General features: G+C 55.0%; 16 protein-coding genes. 9 read left to right on the forward strand and 7 right to left on the reverse strand.

Translation table 11 applies throughout. From position 1 onward, the window contains the following. Nucleotides 1-7 precede the first annotated feature (7 nt). The 4 genes from K3169_RS26130 to K3169_RS26145 form a co-directional block, all read right to left on the reverse strand. Nucleotides 8-1,012: a class I SAM-dependent methyltransferase gene (locus K3169_RS26130; RefSeq protein ID WP_122705389.1), complete on the reverse strand. Its 1,005-nt coding sequence runs from the start codon at nucleotides 1,010-1,012 to the stop codon at nucleotides 8-10. Continuing rightward, a complete protein-coding gene (locus tag K3169_RS26135) occupies nucleotides 1,009-2,358 on the reverse strand; it encodes an ABC transporter ATP-binding protein (protein ID WP_122705391.1) in 1,350 nt (449 codons plus the stop codon). The genes K3169_RS26130 and K3169_RS26135 overlap by 4 nt, the downstream gene beginning before the upstream one ends. Beyond that, nucleotides 2,348-3,178, reverse strand: coding sequence for an ABC transporter permease (locus tag K3169_RS26140; RefSeq protein ID WP_122705393.1), 831 nt, complete (start codon nucleotides 3,176-3,178; stop codon nucleotides 2,348-2,350). The genes K3169_RS26135 and K3169_RS26140 overlap by 11 nt, the downstream gene beginning before the upstream one ends. A gap of 136 nt (nucleotides 3,179-3,314) precedes the next feature. After that, on the reverse strand, nucleotides 3,315-4,406 hold the full coding sequence (locus tag K3169_RS26145; protein WP_241154056.1) for a glycosyltransferase family 2 protein: 1,092 nt from the start codon (nucleotides 4,404-4,406) through the stop codon (nucleotides 3,315-3,317). A 316-nt stretch (nucleotides 4,407-4,722) separates the two neighbouring features. Between K3169_RS26145 and K3169_RS26150 the strand changes: the two genes are divergently transcribed. Continuing rightward, the gene (locus K3169_RS26150; protein WP_263268791.1) at nucleotides 4,723-5,514 is read left to right on the forward strand and encodes a substrate-binding domain-containing protein; all 792 of its coding nucleotides are present in this window, start codon (nucleotides 4,723-4,725) and stop codon (nucleotides 5,512-5,514) included. Nucleotides 5,515-5,649: 135 nt separating this feature from the next. Here the strand turns inward: K3169_RS26150 and K3169_RS26155 are convergent, their stop codons facing one another. Continuing rightward, entirely contained in the window at nucleotides 5,650-6,108 is a 459-nt protein-coding gene (locus K3169_RS26155) for a metallophosphoesterase family protein (RefSeq protein ID WP_263268793.1), read from the reverse strand. 592 nt (nucleotides 6,109-6,700) lie between these two features. On the opposite strand from K3169_RS26155, the gene K3169_RS26160 reads away from it, so the two are divergent. The 8 genes from K3169_RS26160 to K3169_RS26195 all read left to right on the forward strand — a co-directional run bounded on the left by K3169_RS26160 (nucleotide 6,701) and on the right by K3169_RS26195 (nucleotide 14,895). Next, entirely contained in the window at nucleotides 6,701-7,954 is a 1,254-nt protein-coding gene (locus tag K3169_RS26160; RefSeq protein ID WP_027900142.1) for an OprD family porin, read from the forward strand. A gap of 282 nt (nucleotides 7,955-8,236) precedes the next feature. Further along, complete coding sequence (locus tag K3169_RS26165; protein ID WP_263268795.1) at nucleotides 8,237-9,064, forward strand: NAD-dependent epimerase/dehydratase family protein; 828 nt, start codon at nucleotides 8,237-8,239, stop codon at nucleotides 9,062-9,064. Between the two features lie 35 nt (nucleotides 9,065-9,099). Next, on the forward strand, nucleotides 9,100-9,987 hold the full coding sequence (locus K3169_RS26170) for a glucurono-1,5-lactonase (RefSeq protein WP_099269019.1): 888 nt from the start codon (nucleotides 9,100-9,102) through the stop codon (nucleotides 9,985-9,987). 54 nt (nucleotides 9,988-10,041) lie between these two features. Further along, nucleotides 10,042-11,055, forward strand: coding sequence for a TRAP transporter substrate-binding protein (locus K3169_RS26175; protein WP_099269018.1), 1,014 nt, complete (start codon nucleotides 10,042-10,044; stop codon nucleotides 11,053-11,055). 75 nt (nucleotides 11,056-11,130) lie between these two features. Next, nucleotides 11,131-11,658, forward strand: a complete 528-nt coding sequence (locus K3169_RS26180; RefSeq protein WP_099269017.1) for a TRAP transporter small permease — start codon at nucleotides 11,131-11,133, stop codon at nucleotides 11,656-11,658. Next, nucleotides 11,659-12,939: a TRAP transporter large permease gene (locus K3169_RS26185; protein ID WP_263268798.1), complete on the forward strand. Its 1,281-nt coding sequence runs from the start codon at nucleotides 11,659-11,661 to the stop codon at nucleotides 12,937-12,939. A 140-nt stretch (nucleotides 12,940-13,079) separates the two neighbouring features. After that, nucleotides 13,080-13,994: an EamA family transporter gene (locus K3169_RS26190; RefSeq protein ID WP_263268799.1), complete on the forward strand. Its 915-nt coding sequence runs from the start codon at nucleotides 13,080-13,082 to the stop codon at nucleotides 13,992-13,994. Between the two features lie 31 nt (nucleotides 13,995-14,025). Beyond that, nucleotides 14,026-14,895 carry an aldose 1-epimerase gene (locus tag K3169_RS26195; protein WP_263268801.1) on the forward strand — a complete coding sequence of 290 codons (870 nt, stop codon included), beginning with the start codon at nucleotides 14,026-14,028 and terminating at the stop codon, nucleotides 14,893-14,895. Between the two features lie 608 nt (nucleotides 14,896-15,503). Here K3169_RS26195 and K3169_RS26200 read toward each other — a convergent pair. Further along, the gene (locus K3169_RS26200) at nucleotides 15,504-16,217 is read right to left on the reverse strand and encodes a cupin domain-containing protein (RefSeq protein WP_263268803.1); all 714 of its coding nucleotides are present in this window, start codon (nucleotides 16,215-16,217) and stop codon (nucleotides 15,504-15,506) included. Between the two features lie 15 nt (nucleotides 16,218-16,232). Beyond that, a complete protein-coding gene (locus K3169_RS26205) occupies nucleotides 16,233-17,096 on the reverse strand; it encodes a GNAT family N-acetyltransferase (RefSeq protein ID WP_263268805.1) in 864 nt (287 codons plus the stop codon). Nucleotide 17,097: the final 1 nt, after the last annotated feature.

Consider the following 17,097-nt stretch of genomic DNA (forward strand, 5'->3'; position numbering starts at 1 on the left):
AGCATTATCAAAAAATCGCGTTTTTAATACTTGAAATTTTTGTTAGCACTTTCCACACCGTAGAGTCTTTGATTTTTTTTAACTCGGAATTTGACGATGCCAATTCGGCATCGGCTCGCCTTAGCGCAGCATCCAACTGTTCCTTTTCTGCGAGCATGGCAGGAGTCGTAACGGTCTCAAGGACCTCCAATTTAAGCTGTTGCTCGATAACCGCCTGCTCTAAATAATGGCGAGCGGCATCCGACTGCTTCTTTTCTGCGATCATTCCAGGAATCGTAACGGCCTGAAGTTTTTCTAACTCACCGTGCTTCTCGCTAACAATCTGCTGTAACCAGAGTCGCTCGGCAAGACGCTCACCCAGTAATGCGACAGATTTTATAGCTTTCAGTAACGCGTCATCCTGCTGGTAGAGGCTACCGACGAGCAACACCCCCAGACCGTTGCTATGAGTGAAATTATAAGAAGGAAAAAGATCGCAGACTTCAGACCAAAATCTAATGACGCCAAACCCGTCAATGTCCACGACGGTATCGTGAAACAGAATGACGCCTCGCTCAGACATTTTAGGCATCCACGTTTCATAATCATTCTTGACGGCTTCATAGGTATGAAGACCATCAATATGAAGAAGGTCTACGCTGCAATACCCCACCTTGGGAAGCGCATCGTCAAATCGCATGCGTAAACAGCTGGAAAACTCACTGAAATGAGTTTCATTGTATTCAGTGAATGCTTGAAAGATAGCGTCGGAATAGCTACCGGTGTGCTCATCACCTTCCCAGGTATCAATCGCAAAACAGCGTGTATCTAAAGCCGCATTTTTTATCGCCTGGCAAAAAGCAAAGTAAGAGGTGCCTGAATAACTTCCCAGTTCTACAAACTGTCTGGGCTCAACGACCGTCACCAACCACGCAGCGAACGGAATGTGGCCCAACCATGAAAGGGGATAGGCAATATAGTCCGGATGCATGGCAAGCTGCTTTAATTCACCGGCGTACTGATCAGCGCTCATGATACTGTGCTCATCGTCAGCAACTTTATTTCCAACATGGGGATCCCGACGATCCCCGTCGATAGCGGGTCATGATGCGAGCGAAATAAGAGAGCGTCGTGTACCCATTGCTGATGGACATGCTCTGCCTGGGTTCCGTCCGCAACGGCGACTGCAATTGAATAGTCACCTTGCGCCAGCCAAGGCATTGGAAACGTGAACTCGGCAATAAAAACGCTGCCCGCCCGTGACTGAATAGGGGTCGCGGCATAATTTAAATAAGTGTTATCACCGAACAATGTCTGTCCCAAGCGATCTTTCACATAAAACCCGACAATGGGACTCAATAAGCATCTAAGAGATGCCACTTCTACGCGGAGCATGACCACCTCGCCCCCCACCACCCAACTCAGAGCCCTGCCGAGACTATCGTTTAATGTAACGTTCAGAATTTTTGCTCCGCCTGCGCCAAATTCCTCAGTGTCGGTGGTATTGAAACGAAACACTTCCATGTCATTACGATGCAGACTGCTGTTAACAAAATCCTGACGGTGGTCGCGCCAGGCAGCCGCTTTCACAACCCTCAGATTTTCCAGCAATGGACTTTCTGTCGGCTCTTTTTTTTCTGAATGACCGAATAACGCAGCGAGGTACTGCTCAGCTACCGCTTTAGCGGGGCCATAGCCTCTGATCTGTCCTTCATCCAGCCATATCGCTCTGTCGCATAGATTTATAACGGAGCTGGTGTCGTGGCTGACAAACAGGAGCGTGTGTTCTTCCTTGAATGCTCTAAGGAATCGCATGCATTTTTGCGTAAAAAGCGCATCCCCCACTGCCAGCGCTTCATCGATGATCAAGATGTCAGCGTCTACGTTCGCAATGATGGCAAACGCAAGACGTACGAACATGCCGCTTGAATAGATTTTCACCGGCTGATCGATAAAATCACCGATGCCCGCGAACGCCGCGATCAACTCAAACTTCTGATCCACCTCTTTGCGATCAAGACCATAGAGCGCGGCGCAAAGGTAGACATTTTCCCGCCCCGTGAACTCGGGGTTAAACCCTGCCCCCAGCTCAAGCAGCGCAGCGACCTTGCCCTTTACCGCAATGATCCCTTCGGTCTGGTTCAACGTGCCACATATCATCTGTAGCAGCGTTGACTTGCCAGAGCCGTTCCTTCCAATAATACCTATCGTTTCCCCTTTTTTTAGTTCAAATGAGACGTCCTTCAGGGCCCAAAATTCTCTGTAATACTTCTTGCGAGAGCGTACAAACATCTGCATCAGACGCTGGTGCGGGCGTGCATAAATGGCGAAGCACTTGCCCAAGCCTTTCACACTGATGGAACCTGCATCAGATGACATCTGCAAACCCTCTACGCGTTTTCTGAAACCATACGAACCCCATCCAGGCAAAAAACAGACTGGTCAGACTGCTGATCAGCAGCGTCGCGGGGTCCGGCGGCTGATTCAACAGCAGCACCTCACGCGTCTGCTCAATAATTGAGGTCAGCGGGTTCAGCTTCAAATAGAACTGGAATGTCAGCGGCAGTGAAGCGACTGGATAAAACACAGGTGATAAAAACATCAGCATGGTTGTCGCAATGCCTACCGTTTGCCCGACATCACGAAGGTAGACGCCGAGCGAGCACAGAAACCAACTCAAGCCCATGCATAAAAAAATCAGTGGCAGCAGCACGACCGGCAGCCAGATAACGGTCCAGGTGAGTTGATGGTTGGTTAGTAAGAAAAAAGTGACAAGTACACAAAAGCCAATGAGTGCATTGAACATCGCCGTTCCCAGAACGATCCACGGCAAGATATCCAATGGAAAAACAACGCGTTTTACATAGTTTGGATTACCGAGTATTAAGGTAGGCGCCCTGTTCACACACTCGGCAAAGATGCCATAGACGATCATGCCGGTGAACAACATGATTGCAAAGTCTGATTGACTCTGCACCTCCCCAAACCCGCCCCCCGCCCAGCGAGCTTTAAAAACCACACTGAACACGAAGGTATAAACCGCCAGCATTAAAACAGGTGTCAGGAACGCCCACATCACACCAAAAATAGATCCTTTGTATCGGCTGCTTATTTCTCGGCAAATCATTTGTCCGATCAGTTGTCGGTAGCGACTGACACTACGGTACACCTCGACAGGAGTGGCATTGAATTTTTCCATCGTTATTTATTCACCCTTGCGAACATTGGCATCAACGAATGGGTCGCTCTTCTGACCACCACCGCAGATGAAAGCTTTTTCAAGTAAGTCCTTAAACGCTGATGAGCGATCTGAATAATCATCTGCGCTTCCACATTTATATCTTGCCCATGACAGCCGCCACGATCAGGCCCAGATTACCCAGTCGAGTTTGTCGATAAATTCCCGACCGCTTGAGTCCTGCCAATCGACGCGGCAATGTATCGCTGCGTAATAATTTGAAGCGCTCCAGCAACTCCCGATTTTCATGAGTCAAGGAACCGATGACCCTTTCAAGGTTGGCGATATTGATGCTATTCCATACCCGGAAGCGACCTTGAGTCATCATCTTCATGCGGATAACCCTCGCCCGCCAACTCGAATTAGCCCCCACCAGATTACCGGCATGCTGGCGGTACATTACATACGGACTCGGATCATAGAAAACGTTCCCACCAGCACCAGTTACCAATAGATAAGCCCACCAGTCATGGGAAACGACATCCAGATTCTGTCCAGCCTTCTCCAGCAACACACGAGCGGCGTGGTTCAGAACCATGGTGTTGCCCCCACCTATATTTTGAACCAGCGCGTTGGCAAAAGAAGGAGAGCGTCGGAACAATGGCGAGTACCCTAATACCACGCCCATCGAGTCAACCAATTGAGTCCGGCCGAAATAGAGTGCGGGAATGTCTTTCGGCATGCTGTGTAACCAGCTCAACGCGGCCTGTAACTTTTTCTCGTTCCACATATCATCCTGATCACACCATGCGTAGTGATCTGCCGACAGATCCTTGTGACAGACTGAGGAGATGAAGTTCCGCGCAAACCCTTTTCCAGGCCCTTGCCAGACACTAAGTTTTTCCTCACCCCATTTGAGCCTGTAGCGTTGGGCAATGGTTAACGTTTCATCTTCAGAACCGTCATCAGAAATAGCCACGTGCCAGTCACTACAGGTTTGAGATTCAATCGATTCCAGTTGCTTTTCAAGAAACGTCTGTCCGTTGTAGGTACACATCAGTATCAAAACTGAAACACGCGCTGTGTGTTTCTTTACCTCAACCGAGTCGTGATGGATTAATGACGTCAACGCTACCGCTGCCACAGTGGCATCGATAAGTTTTGTTTCTAAGGAACACTCAGAACTTTCATCTACACGCGAACAACCATGAATACTGCACGAGGTTCCGGGCAAATGATCGTTGATCATTGTCGGGTCACCTTGGCAAAGGGCAGTGCCTAATTTGTGTCAGTCAGTGTGGCAGTCTAAACACACTTTAGTCTGGCAGAGCGATGAGTGGTCGTTGGAACTGCAATTCGTTGAAGTTTATCGCTTAATTAATCATGGGTGGCAGTTACAGTTTGACGCGTGTTAAGTTTATGAAACATAAACTGTATCACCCGCTTAACTTCTAATGCTCATAAGCGTGTCTTCAGTCGTGGATTTTTCAGGTCGATAACCGCGCAATATTAGTGGCTTTGCCACATAATCGTCGGGTTTTCTCCACTGCAAGGTCTATCTTCACATGCCAAAAATTCTTTCCTGCCTGCTCGGCGCCGTCCTTTCCTTCTCACCTGTGGCGCTGGTCAGCGCCGCGACGGTAGCCAAGCCTGTTTCTCTGGTCGTCCTCAGTTCCGGCGGCATCATGGGCGCGTTCAACGCGATCAGTAGTGATTATGAGCAGCGCACGGGCGTGCGTCTGGTGGCGGAGGCTGCGCCGTCAATGGGTGCTACGCCGCAAGCGATACCTAACCGCCTGGCTCGCAATGAACCTGCCGACGTTGTTCTCATGGTTGGCTCGGCACTGGATAAACTGATCAAGAACGGCCAGATCGATCCCAAGAGCCGCGTCGATCTGGGGAAATCCTACATTGCCATGGCCGTGCGTCACGGTGCTCCCAAGCCTGATATCAGCACGATGGAAGCCTTCAAGCAGACATTGGTTGATTCAACCTCCATCGCTTATTCGGACAGTGCCAGCGGCGTTTACCTGTCACGAGTGCTCTTCAATCAGATGCATATCGGTGAGCTGATGCAGACCAAAAGCCGCATGATTCCTGCTACCCCGGTGGGTGAAGTGGTCGCACGTGGCGAGGCCCAGCTCGGCTTTCAGCAGTTGAGCGAGCTCAAGCAGGTTGAAGGCATCGACATCGTTGGTTTGATTCCCGATCAGGCTCAACAAATGACCCTGTATTCAGGTGCGGTTTCGTCGCGCAGCACTCATCCGGAACAGGCTAAACAGCTGCTGGAATACCTGGGCTCGCTGGCGGCAGCTGACGCGATCAAAAAAAGCGGGCTGGATCCGGTGGCGAAGTAACGGCTCATTATTGCCTGAGCTGACGCAATTTGTAGGAGCTGCCGAAGGCTGCGATGACGGCGTGTCAGGGAAAAAACATCGCAGCCTTCGGCAGCTCCTACAAGGATATCGTCAAGCCAAAGACTTAGAGATCGTTCACACCACCAACTCAACCAGCTCGGCCCTCACGCCTTGCTCGTCGATATGCAGCACAGCAACCGAAATCGGCAATTTGAAACGCCGAGGGCCAGCGCTGCCCGGGTTGATGAAAAGCACACCGGCTCGCTGTTCGATCAGCGGTTTATGGGAGTGCCCAACGACTACGACCTGGATATCCTCAGGTAAGGGTTGAGGAACATCAGCCGGAATGTGGGTGACGTATATCCCGATGTCTGCCACGCGCAGCACCGCCGAATAAGGCACGTCGCTGGCCCATGCATCGTCCTGGTCGTTATTGCCGCGTACGACAGTCAGCGGCGCGATGGCGCGCAACTCTTCCAGAATCTCAGCCTTGCCAATGTCACCGGCATGAATCAGTTGCTCACAGCCTTTGAGTGCATCCAGCGCCTGCGGGCGCAACAGGCCGTGCGTGTCGGAGATCAGGCCAATTTTCATGATCGGGGCTCGTGCTTCCTGAACGTAAGGGACTGAGCATATCGGTAAATGCTTTGATCCTGTAGGACCGGCTTTAGCCGGGAGAGTGGCGTTTCTGGCAAATATTTTTGGCGGATGCCCGGACGTCCTCCCGGCTAAAGCCGGTCCTACGGAATTGCGCCGACTCTGCGCGAATTCATTCGAGAAGGGGACACCTGCACCACTCGGCGCACGTCCAAAAGGCTTATTGACAAACATCAGGCGGACTGCAAATATCGCAAAAAGTTGTACGACGACAGATAACAAAAATAACAATAATCAGGGAATCACACGTATGACGAACCTCGTTCGCACCCCGCAATACCCACGCGCCAAGCGCCCCGCACACTCAGTGTCCAGCGGTAGCTCTTGCTCGCGCTCCCGATCAAGTCCGGGATCCCCCCTCTTTTATCAAATTCGCTGACGGTTAATCCGTTTCGAAGTGAAGACTCGTCTGCAGTAGCGGCCCGAGTCTGAAGCCCCAGCATGGGGGCACCTTGCACTTTTCCACAGGACAGGCCGTTCAAGTGCCGGAGGAGAAGTGCTTTGTCAAAAAAATGGGAGCACAACAATAATGAGATCTAAAAACAAGCGTTCGCTGGCCCTTCTCGGGCTGGGCACCATGAGCCTGACGTTCCCGCTGATGGGCATGGCCGAAGGTTTTGTAGACGATACCAAAGCGACGCTGACTTTTCGTAATGCCTACTTCAACCGTAACTTCGTCGACCCGGCGAATGCGCAGAGCAAGGCGGAAGAGTGGACACAAAGTTTTATTCTTGATGCCAAATCCGGGTTCACTCAAGGCGTAGTCGGTTTCGGGATCGATGTTCTGGGCATGTACTCGGTGAAACTCGATGGCGGTAAAGGCACAGGCGGCACACAACTGCTGCCGATCCACGATGACGGTCGTCCGGCCGATGACTTTGGACGCCTGGGTGTCGCGGCCAAAGCCAAGGTTTCCAAAACTGAATTGAAAGTCGGTGAGTGGATGCCGGTTCTGCCAATCCTGCGCTCGGACGACGGCCGTTCGCTGCCACAGACGTTCCGTGGCGGGCAGATTACCTCCAAAGAACTCGATGGCCTGACCCTGTACGGCGGTCAGTTCAGGGGCAACAGCCCGCGTAACGATGCGAGCATGGAAGACATGTCGCTCAACGGTCGGGGCGCTTTCCAGTCTGACCGCTTCAACTTTGGTGGCGGTGAATACGCCTTCAATGAAAAGCGCACTCAAGTCGGCCTGTGGTACGCCCAACTCGAAGACATCTACAACCAGAAGTTCATCAACGTGCTGCACAGCCAGCCTATTGGTGACGTGACGCTGGGCGCGAACCTGGGTTACTTCTGGGGTAATGAAGACGGCAACAAACTGGCTGGCGATCTGGACAACAAAACCGCATACGCTTTGTTGTCTGCCAAATACAAGGGCAACACCTTGTACGTGGGCCTGCAGAAAGTCAGCGGTGATGACGGCTGGTTCCGGGTAAACGGAACGAGCGGCGGCACGCTGGCAAACGATAGCTACAACGCCAGCTATGACAACGCCAAGGAAAAATCCTGGCAACTGCGTCACGACCTGGACTTCGCCATCTTCGGCGTGCCCGGCATGACTTTGATGAACCGCTACATCAGCGGTGACAACGTCCACACTGGTGCCATTACCGATGGCAAGGAATGGGGTCGGGAGTCAGAACTGGCGTACACCGTACAAAGCGGCACGTTCAAGAGCCTGAACTTCCGGTGGCGCAACTCTTCCATCCGTCGCGACTTCAGCACCAACGAGTTCGACGAAAACCGGGTATTCATCAGCTATCCGCTGTCGCTGCTTTAAGTAACAAACTCTACTCCCCGTAGGAGCTGCCGGAGGCTGCGAAGCATTTGTTCTGACACACCGCCATCGCAGCCTTCGGCAGCTCCTACAAGTATCCTGTTGGCCGGGCGACTGTGGTGTGTCAGAGATACAAGACGATCCGGGCGGTCGTTCGTCTTCGTCTCGCCAACCAGCCATCATTTCGACCTAAGTCGCGTTGACAAAGCCATACACGACTGCAAATAATCACCCACAAGTCATACGACAACAGATGACAACTAATAAGAATTGCAAGGGAATCTCATGACAACGACTCATACCGCCCAAACTCCCTTCAATCGCCTGCTACTGACAGGTGCAGCAGGCGGTCTGGGCAAGGTTCTGCGACAAAGTCTGCGGCCTTACGCCAAGGTCCTGCGACTGTCCGATATCAGTGAAATGGCCCCCGCCGTTGACGCCAGCGAAGAAGTACAACCCTGCGACCTCTCCGACAAGCAAGCCGTTCATCAACTCGTTGAAGGTGTAGACGCGATCCTGCATTTCGGCGGTGTCTCGGTAGAGCGTCCGTTTGAAGAGATCCTCGGGGCGAATATCAGCGGTGTCTTCCATATCTACGAAGCCGCCCGTCGCCACGGCGTGAAGCGCATCATTTTCGCCAGCTCCAACCACGTTATCGGTTTCTACAAGCAGGATGAAACCATCGACGCGCTCTCCCCGCGCCGTCCGGACAGTTACTACGGTCTGTCCAAATCATACGGCGAGGACATGGCCAGCTTCTATTTCGACCGCTACGGCATCGAAACCGTGAGCATCCGCATTGGCTCGTCGTTCCCGGAACCGCAAAACCGCCGAATGATGAGCACCTGGCTAAGCTTCGACGACCTGACGCAACTCATCGAGCGCTCGCTGTATGCACCGAACGTCGGCCACACCATCGTCTATGGTGCTTCCGCCAACAGCAACGTGTGGTGGGATAACCGGTACGCCGCCCACCTCGGCTACAACCCCAAGGACAGCTCGGAAGTTTTCCGGGACAAGGTTGAAGCGCAGCCGATGCCTGCTGCTGACGACCCGGCGATGGTTTATCAGGGTGGCGCCTTCGTTGCATCAGGCCCCTTCGGCGACGACTGAGAACCGATAAAAAAACAATAAAAGGACAGGGCGACATGGATGCTGAATTGATTCTCGACGCACAAAACGCCACGGGTGAAAGCCCGGTGTGGAGCGCCAGGGACAAGGCTCTTTATTGGGTTGATATCCCGGCGGGTAAGCTTCATCGCTGGGACTCGGCCCATGACAGCACCCAAAGCTGGAAAGCACCGCAAATGCTCGCCTGCATCGCTCGTTACGATAACGGCGACTGGATTGGCGGTATGGAAGACGGTCTGTATCGGCTGACCGAAAGCGCCGACGGCACCCTGAGCAGTCGTTCTCTGGCCAGCGTCGATCATGCGTTGCCTGGCATGCGCTTCAACGATGGACGCTGTGATCGCCAGGGCCGCTTCTGGGCCGGCACCATGTTGATGGACATGGCCGCAGGTGCATCGGTCGGCGCGATGTATCGTTACAGCGCAGGCCAGAGCGAAGCGCTCACGGCACAACTTACTGACTTCATCGTACCCAACGGCCTGGCGTTCAGCCCGGACGGCAAGACCATGTACTTGTCCGACTCGCACCCCAGCGTGCAAAAGATCTGGGCGTTCGATTACGACACCGACAGCGGCACGCCCCACAACCGCCGCCTCTTCGTGGACATGAACCACTATCTGGGCCGCCCTGATGGCGCAGCGGTCGATGCCGAAGGCTGCTACTGGATCTGCGGCAATGATGCGGGGCTGATTCACCGCTTCACACCGACTGGCAAGCTTGACCAGTCACTGGTTGTGCCGGTGAAGAAACCCACTATGTGCGCCTTCGGCGGATCGAATCTGGACACGCTGTTCGTGACCTCGATTCGTCCCGGTGGCGACATCAGCGACCAGCCACTGGCCGGTGGCGTCTTTGCCCTGAGACCCGGAATCAAAGGCTTGGAGGAGCCTGCCTTCAAGGGCTAATGCATCACACACAAATCCACCAGCACCACAAAAACAACAAAACTGGAGTTATCCATGGATTTCAAACGCAAGCTTCTCATCGCCGCACTTCCACTGGCCTTCTGTATGTCGGGCCTGGCCCAGGCAGAAGTCAAAATCAAATTCGCCGAAGTTCACCCCGCCGGCTATGCCCCGGTAGTGGCCGAACAGAACATGGGCAAAAAGCTAGAAGAGCAGTCCAAAGGTGAGATTAGCTTCAAGATGTACCCCGGCGGCGTGCTCGGTTCAGAGAAAGAAGTGGTTGAGCAGGTACAGAGCAACGCCATCCAGATGACCCGTGTCAGCCTGGGCATCGTTGGCCCGGTAGTGCCTGACGTGAACGTCTTCAACCTGCCGTTCGTATTCCGCGATCAGGCGCACATGCGCACCATTATCGACGGTGAAATCGGCGACGAAATTCTGAAGAAAATCACAGACTCCAACTTCAACCTGGTCGCTCTGGCCTGGATGGATGGCGGGACCCGCAACCTGTACACCAAGAAGCCGGTACGCCAGATTTCCGATCTCAAAGGTATGAAGATCCGCGTTCAAGGCAACCCGGTATTCATTGAAACCATCAATGACATGGGCGGCAGCGGGATCGCAATGGCCACCGGCGAGATTTTCAGTGCATTGCAGACAGGCGTAATCGACGGTGCAGAAAACAACCCGCCAACTTACTTCCAGCACAATCACTATCAGAACGCCAAGTTCTTCACCATCACCGAGCACCTGATCCTTCCAGAGCCGATCGTGATGGCCAAAGACACCTGGAACAAACTCAATCCAGAACAACAAGCGCTCGTGAAAAAGCTGGCTCGTGAAGCACAAGCCGAGGAACGCGTGCTGTGGGACAAGTCGTCTGCTGATGCAGAAGCCAAGCTTAAAGCAGCAGGCGTAGAGTTCATCACCCTGACGCCTGAGCAGAAGAAAGCGTTTTATGACGCTACCCAGCCGGTTCGCGACAAGTTCGGTGCGCCATACAAAGACCTGATCAGCCGTATCGAAGCGGTGAAAACTGATCCGGCTCTGGCCGCAGCTAAAAACTAAGCAGCCCTATAAGTCAGTCCGATAACGCCGCGGGGGCGAGCGAAAGCTCGTTCGCCGCCGCAGTGGTGAGCCTCAATGAAAAATACGCTGTTAAGTATTAACGACATTATTTATCGGGTCTGCATCGGGATCGCCGGCTTTGCGGTGCTGATCATGACGTTGATTATCCCTTGGGGCATTTTCGCTCGTTACGTTCTTGGTACGGGGTCGAGCTGGCCGGAACCTGTTGCGATCCTGTTGATGGTGGTGTTCACCTTCTTCGGAGCTGCAGCCAGCTACCGTGCCGGTGCGCACATGGCCGTCTCCATGGCGGTGGATCGCATGCCCCTGCATTTGCGCAAGCTCGCTGCTGTGCTGGTGCAAGTGCTGATGGCAGTCGTAGCACTGTTCATGATCGTCAAAGGCTTCAAACTCTGCGCCACTACCTGGAACCAGTTTCTGGGCGAAATCCCGTCGCTGCGCGTAGGTATCTCCTACTTGCCAATTCCCCTCGGCGGGATCGTGACCCTGATTTTCATTCTGGAGCGAGTTTTTCTGGGTGACCAAAGCCATCGCGCCGTCATGCATTTTGACGTCGTAGAAGAAAGTGAAGGTGCTGCATAAATGGACGCACTTATATTACTAGGCAGCTTTATCGCGCTGATCCTGATCGGCATGCCGGTCGCTTACGCACTAGGTCTGTCTGCGCTGATCGGTGCATGGTGGATTGAGATCCCTGCTGATGCACTGATGATTCAGATCGCTGGCGGTGTCAATAAATTCTCTCTTCTGGCAATCCCATTCTTCGTCCTGGCGGGCGCGATCATGGCCGAAGGCGGTATGTCGCGGCGGCTCGTCGCATTTGCTGGCGTGCTGGTGGGTTTCGTACGCGGTGGTCTGTCGCTGGTAAACATCGTTGCGTCTACCTTTTTCGGCGCTATTTCCGGCTCCTCGGTAGCGGACACTGCCTCAGTTGGTTCGGTGCTGATTCCGGAAATGGAACGTGCGGGCTACCCTCGTGACTTCTCCACAGCGGTAACGGTCAGCGGTTCGGTCCAGGCGCTACTGACACCGCCAAGCCACAACTCGGTTCTGTACTCGCTGGCAGCGGGCGGCACCGTTTCCATCGCATCGTTATTCATGGCTGGGATCATGCCGGGCCTGTTACTCAGTGCGGTGATGATGGGTCTGTGCATGATCTTCGCCCGTAAGCGCAACTACCCCAAGGGTGAGGTCATCCCGTTGCGCAAGGCGCTGAAAATCGCGGCTGACGCGCTGTGGGGCATGATGGCGCTGGTCATCATTCTCGGCGGTATCCTGTCGGGCGTGTTTACCGCCACCGAGTCGGCAGCCATTGCGGTGCTCTGGTCATTCTTCGTGACCATGTTCATCTACCGTGACTACAAATGGTGTGACCTGCCCAAGCTGATGCACCGGGCAGCCCGTACCATTTCCATCGTCATGATCCTGATCGGTTTCGCTGCCAGCTTCGGTTACATCCTGACGCTGATGGAAATCCCGATGAAGATCACGACAGCGTTCCTGACCATATCGGACAACCGCTACGTGATCCTGATGTGCATCAACATCATGTTGTTGCTGCTAGGCACCATCATGGACATGGCACCGCTGATCCTGATCCTTACACCAATCCTTTTGCCAGTAGTGGCGAGCGTGGGCGTAGACCCTGTGCACTTCGGCATGATCATGCTGGTGAACCTGGGGATCGGGCTCATCACACCACCGGTTGGCGCGGTGCTGTTCGTCGGTGCTGCGGTGGGTAAAGTGACCATCGAAGCCACCGTGAAAGCTCTGCTGCCGTTCTACGCTGCACTGTTCATGGTGCTGATGCTGGTGACCTACATCCCTGCAATCTCCCTGTGGTTGCCGAGTGTGGTGTTGTAAGAAACACCGATGATCCAGGGTTGGAACGATGATTTGTGGGAGCGAGGCTTGCCCGCGATAAGGTACACACCGATCGCGAGCAAGCTCAGCTCCCACCGTTGCCTGGATTCGCGCCCCCCAGCCAAGGAGGCTGGTTGCTCATGTCTGCTCCTGCTTTGTTTCCCCGCCACATCGCTGTATTGCTCCTCGCCCTTCTCGCCTGTGCTTTTGCAGGCAATCACATCGCCGCGCGTATCGCCTTTGACCATGACACCGGCCTGCTGCTGGCGATTCTGTGTCGCTCGGGCGTGACCTTGCTGGTCCTTACTGGCCTGGTGCTCTGGCAGCGGGAACGCCCGAACCTGACCGCCAGAACGTGGCGCTGGCAATTGCTGCTGGGCGTGCTGATCGCAGCACAAAGTTTCTGCATCTACTCGGCTGTTGCTCGCATTCCAGTCGCGCTGGCGTTGCTGATCGCCAACGTGGCTCCCATCCTGTTGGTCTTGCTCATATGGGCGTTAGGCGGCGCAAGGCCGACCGCTCGTGCCGCGTTGCTGATGGGTTTTATTCTGATTGGTCTGGTCTTTGCGCTGGACGTACCAGAGCGCCTGTCCAGCCAGCACAGCACCGAGGCACAATGGCTCGAAGGCATTGCCTTCGGTTTTGGAGCGGCGGGTGTTTTCGCCTGTGCGCTGTGGATAACCGACCATAAACTTTCATCCCTGCGCGGCACCGTGCGCAGCATGCTGACCATGTTGATTGTGTTCAGCGCTGCTGCATTGGCGGGTTTCAGCGGCGTGCTGCCTGGAGGTGTTTCATTGCCGTCCACCGCCACCGGCTGGACAGCACTGACCTGTCTGGTCACGCTTTATGGCGTTGGGTTTTCCCTGCTGTTCATTTGCGTAAACCGTCTGGACATGGCCCGCAACGCGCCGGTGATGAACATCGAGCCAGTGGCGAGTCTGTTGTTTGGCTGGTTAATCCTTGATCAATTGCTCAGCGGCGGCCAGATCATTGGCGGCCTGATCGTGGTCACCGGCATTGTGCTGCTGACCTGGCGGCGTAAAACGGCTTGAGCCCTCATCTGCACTCATACGGCGAATCATCATGCACCCGGCAATCCTGACGCTTGAAGATGGCATCACCCGACTGACGCTCGCCCCGCAAACCGGCGGCAGCATTGTTAACTGGAATGTGATCGCCAGCGGCCAACCGCTACTGCGCCCCAGCAATGACGAAGCCCTCGGTGCCGGGACTGCACGGAAGCTGGCCTGCTATCCGCTGGCACCGTGGTCCAACCGGATCAGCAACGGAGGATTTGAAAGTCCCGATGGCTGGTTCGCGCTTGAGCCCAACAGCCACAACGACGCGTTGCCGATTCATGGCAGTGCCTGGCAGCAGCCATGGGAAGTGATTGAGCAAAGTGCGCAACATGCCTGCCTGCAACTGAACAGCAGCATCCCTTTTGCTTATCGCGCGCAACTGCACTTCAGCCTGCTGGACGGCACGCTGAGCATCATGCTGCAGGTGACCCACCTGGACGCGCGGGCCGCCTGGCACGGGCTGGGCTTGCATCCTTATCTGCCACGCACCGCCAACACCCGGTTACGGGCCACGGCGTCACAGGTCTGGCTGACCGATGAAACCGGGCTGCCTACTGAACTGGAAAATATACCGGCCGCATGGAACTTCAATGCGTTGAACAGCCTGCCGCAAACTCGTCTGGATAACGGTTTTACCGAATGGGATGGCAGTGCCCTGATCAGCCAGCCGGACCTGGGTTATGAGCTTGAATGCCGGGCGACGGGCAGTGAGTTCTTTCTGGTGTTCTGCCCGCCCGGGCTGGATTTTTTCTGCTTCGAGCCGGTCAGCCACCCGGTGAATGCCCACCATTTGCCGGGGCATCCAGGGTTGCGGCTGTTGCGACAGGGAGAGTCGGCTGAGCTGGGTTTCAGCCTGAGTTACCGCGCGCTGTAACAATTTCATTCAGGCGGATCGCAAATCCCTGTGGGAGCCGGGGTTGCCCGCGATGCTGGCGACTCGGTTTCAAAGCCATACCGCGTCATCGTTCATCGCGAGCAAGCTCAGCTCCCACAGGTGGGTAGCCTCTCAAGCTCATGCAAAACCTGTGGGACCGAATTTATTCGGGAAAGGGCTGGCAGATTCAATACTTCTGTCGCCTGACATGACGCATTCGCGAATGAATTCGCTCCCACCGGGATCAACCCTTGCAGGCCAACATAGAACCTCCCGCAGACAACCGTCTCAGGCGGATCGCAAAATTCCTGTGGGAGCCGGTTTGCCCGCGATATAGGCGACGCGGTTTCACGGCCACACCGCGTAATCGCTCATCGCGAGCAAGCTCAGCTCCCATCGGGATCAACCCTTGCAGGCCAACATAGAACCTCCCGCAGACAACCGTCTCAGGCGGATCGCAAAATCCCTGTGGGAGCCGGGCTTGGTCTGGGCGGCATTCCGACGATAAACGATAACGCGGTGGGTCTTCTGTCCGCGTCTCATGTATCGCGGGCAAGCCCGGCTCCCACAATTAAATGCACTCCAACCAGACTTTTGAAGTCTGCCAATCAAACCACCACGTAGTACTTGCGCACATACACCGTGCTTTCCCATGCGCAGCTCGCGCCTAGCGGAACAAACACGGTGTCGCCGGTGTTCACGATCAGCGCTTCGCCGTCTACACCGGTGAGCGTCACCTGACCTTCGATCAGATGCATCAACTCATGCACTTTGTGCGGTCGGCCGCCACGGGCATAAGGTGTCGAGTCCCAGACGCCGATGCGCAGGGAGCTGTTCGAGGCTTCATAGGCGTTGTGTGAGCGGCACTGAGGCGTCGGGCCAATCAGGATGCTGGCCTCGGGGGCTGCCGAAGGTGCCAGTGGAACTCGCTTGTCGATCCAGGTCAGCGCCGGTTGCGTCGATGGCGCGGAGTCCCTGATTGCGCAAAAAGCCCAAAGGCTGCCATCTGCCGCATCAAACTGACAGGCGACTCCCTGCTCCACTACAACGCTTTCGCCGGGGCCGACTTCGAGGGTTTCACCGTTAACGTGCAGGCTGACACACCCGCGGTGGACAACCAACATTTCCGTGAATGGATACGATTGACTGCTACGTAAGCCACTGGCGCTGACCAATCCGGCACTTACGCCATCATCAGCGACATAAGCGATATCACGCACGTCGGCAAACGGATCGCCAGCGCTCAAAGCACCGCGCTTCAACGGTGCATCGGTTTGACTGCCGTCAGCGCGGACCAACAACAAAGCTTTTAGCTGTGACATTAAACACTCTCCGGATTAGCCAACGGCCTGGGTGACGAGGGCAAACTGTGCGACGCCAGCAGTGGCCTGCGGAGCCTTGCCTTTAGCCATTTGTGTGACGCTGTCGACAGCTTTAAGACCTGCAGCGTCCAGCCAGTCTGCCAAGCCGCTATTCGTAGGAATATCGATACGCACAAAGGAATACGGCACTCGCGACAGCAACTGACTGATCAGGTACCTGGCCTGCTCTACGTTTTGAGCGATCACCGGGCCGATGCACAGGCCGCGACCAAAAGGGCGCAATAGAGCAAACGCCTGTAATTGCCCATTGCGCTCGATAGCTGCCGAGTGTTCTACGCTCGGCAGCAGGTCCTTGAGGACCGCAGTGCGATCAAGCCCGCTGCCCGCGTTGGCCAACTCGAACAGGCGCGGGTAATCCGCTTCGCTCACCGAGCGGCAGCTTTCGCTGAACGCGAGCGCGGGCGCTGACGGTGCTTCGGCTGGAGCCTGACCCTGACGTTGTTCGACGCTGCCGAAATCAACAAATCCCAAACTGGCGTAAAGCGGGGCTCCGGCCAGGGTCGCGTTGAGAACAGGAGTACGAGGTGTGGCGGCCTCAATCGCCAGGTTCATCAGTTGCCGACCAATCCCCTTGCCCTGATATTCGTCGCTGACGATCACCAGACCAATGGTTGAGAAATCCCCCTGATGGCAAGTGAATGCACTGCCGATCACCCGCCCCTTGTCTTGCGCAACGAAACCCTCGCTAACGCGTTGCAGCATCGCCCAGTCCTCACGACGATGCGGCCATTTCAACTGTACTGAAAGTTGGTGTGCAGCATCCACATCGGCCGCAGTCATAGGGCGATAGGAACATGAAGAACGTTGCGAGTCAGCCATG

Source organism: Pseudomonas phytophila (genome assembly GCF_025643095.1).
Taxonomy (GTDB): domain Bacteria; phylum Pseudomonadota; class Gammaproteobacteria; order Pseudomonadales; family Pseudomonadaceae; genus Aquipseudomonas; species Aquipseudomonas quasicaspiana.